We start from the raw sequence: 1934 nt of genomic DNA, 5'->3' as shown, positions 1-1934 counted from the left end.
ACTCCGCGCCACACCCGGGCCGCCGCCCCGATAATCAGCCAGGTCTTTTCTCGATGGGTCCCGGTGTCCAGGACCGCGCAGCGGCCGGCGTAGCCGGCGGGCCGTAGGCCCGTCCTTGACTCCGGGGCGCATCGAGAACACCCTCCAGAAAGGGTCGGCGGCCCACACCAACCCGTCGGAGGGAACGTTCCGGCAGGGAGGTCTCGACAAGCTCGACCACCGGGGCGGCGTGGTCTCGACAAGCTCGACCACCGGAGTCGGCGCGGTCTCGACAAGCTCGACCACCGGGGCCGGGAGTCTCGACAAGCTCGACCACCGAGAGGAGTAATGCTCTCCACGCATCACGAGATTCAAATTCGGGCTTGGACAGGCATCGCCAAGGGTTTCTAACGTGATGGTCACCACCTTGCCTCACCAACTTTTGAAGGACGTGACTCGTGACCGAGTACAGCCCGACCGACCTGGCCGCCCAGCTGAAGAGCGGGCTCCTCTCGTTTCCGGTCACCCACTTCACCGATGAGCTCCAGGTTGACGAAGAGGGCTATCGCAAGCACCTGAGCTGGCTGGCCGAGTACCCGGTCGCGGGCCTCTTCGCTGCCGGTGGCACGGGGGAGGGCTTCTCGCTGAGCATGGAGGAGACCGACAGGGTTGTCAGGGCGGCGGTCGACGAGGTCGCTGGCTCCGTGCCGGTGCTCGCGCCGGCGACCGGCAGCACCGCGAACGCGGTGGCGCAGGCGAAGGCGGCCGAGGCGGCGGGTGCGGACGGGCTGCTGTTGATGCCGCCCTACCTGACCGAGGCGGGCCAGGCGGGCCTGGTCGAGCATGCGAGCCGGGTGTGTGAGGCCACCGGCCTCGGCGTGATCGTCTACAGCCGCGCCAACGCCATCCTGCGCGACGAGGCCGTGGCACAGCTGGCCGATCGCAACCCCACGCTGATCGGCTTCAAGGACGGCATCGGCAACATCGAGCAGATGACCCGCACGTACGCTCGGGTCGGTGACCGGCTCATCTACATCGGTGGCCTGCCGACGGCGGAGACCTTCGCGCTGCCGCTGCTCCAGCTCGGCGTGAGCACGTACTCCTCGGCACTGTTCAACTTCGCGCCCCAGTGGGCGATCGAGTTCTACGACGCCGTACGTGCCCAGGACCGCGACGAGGTCTACCGTCGACTCAACGAGTTCGTGATCCCCTACCTCGACATCAGGGACCGTACGGCCGGCTACGCCGTGTCGATCGTCAAGGCCGGTCTGGCCGCGATCGGTAGGCCCGCCGGACCTGTCCGGCCCCCGCTGACGGACCTGCGTGAGGATGAGGTCGCCGAGCTGCGCGACCTGATCGCCCGGATCTCCTGAACACCGAGACCGACCCGACAAGCCCCGCCAGACAAGACCGCTCCGAGACAAGACTGATCCGAAAGGAACGGGCATGAACCACCGCTCGATCATCGCCGGCGCCGACTCCGAGCAGCCGGACGTCGCTGCCGCCACCGGCGCCGCGGCCGAGGCCTTCTCCGGCTTCCGTACGACCTCCCCCGAGGCGCGCGCCGACTTCCTCGATGCGGTCGCTGCCGAGATCGAGTCCGCCCGCGACGAGATCGTGGAGGCCGCCGTCGCCGAGTCGCACCTGCCCGAGGGCCGGATCGGCGGCGAGGTCGGCCGTACGACCGGCCAGCTGCGGATGTTCGCCGGCGTCGTCCGCCGCGGCGACCACCTCGGCGTACGCATCGACCCGGCGCTCCCCGACAGGACCCCGCTCCCGCGGGCCGACATCCGCCAGCGTCACATCCCGATCGGCCCGGTCGCGGTCTTCGGCGCCAGCAACTTCCCGCTCGCCTTCTCCACCGCCGGAGGCGACACCGCCTCGGCCCTGGCCGCCGGCTGCCCGGTCGTCGTGAAGGGCCACCCGGCCCACCCGCTCACCGGCTACCTGGTCGC

Annotated in this window: 3 protein-coding genes; all 3 read left to right on the top strand. The window is 69.7% G+C overall.

Translation table 11 applies throughout. The features are described from left to right. The first annotated feature begins 115 nt into the window (after positions 1–115). A complete protein-coding gene (locus tag ACRDPS_RS17285; protein ID WP_431502897.1) occupies positions 116–328 on the top strand; it encodes a hypothetical protein in 213 nt (70 codons plus the stop codon). 109 nt (positions 329–437) lie between these two features. Continuing rightward, positions 438–1352 carry a 5-dehydro-4-deoxyglucarate dehydratase gene (gene kdgD / locus ACRDPS_RS17280; protein WP_431502896.1) on the top strand — a complete coding sequence of 305 codons (915 nt, stop codon included), beginning with the start codon at positions 438–440 and terminating at the stop codon, positions 1350–1352. A 73-nt stretch (positions 1353–1425) separates the two neighbouring features. After that, positions 1426–1934 (top strand): aldehyde dehydrogenase family protein (locus ACRDPS_RS17275; protein ID WP_431502895.1); only part of this gene is annotated, 509 nt, incomplete at its 3' end.

This window comes from Nocardioides sp., assembly GCF_050699375.1.
Lineage (GTDB): Bacteria > Actinomycetota > Actinomycetes > Propionibacteriales > Nocardioidaceae > Nocardioides.
The sequence above is the reverse complement of the archived record's forward strand: the minus strand, read 5'-3'. Positions and strand labels throughout refer to the sequence as shown.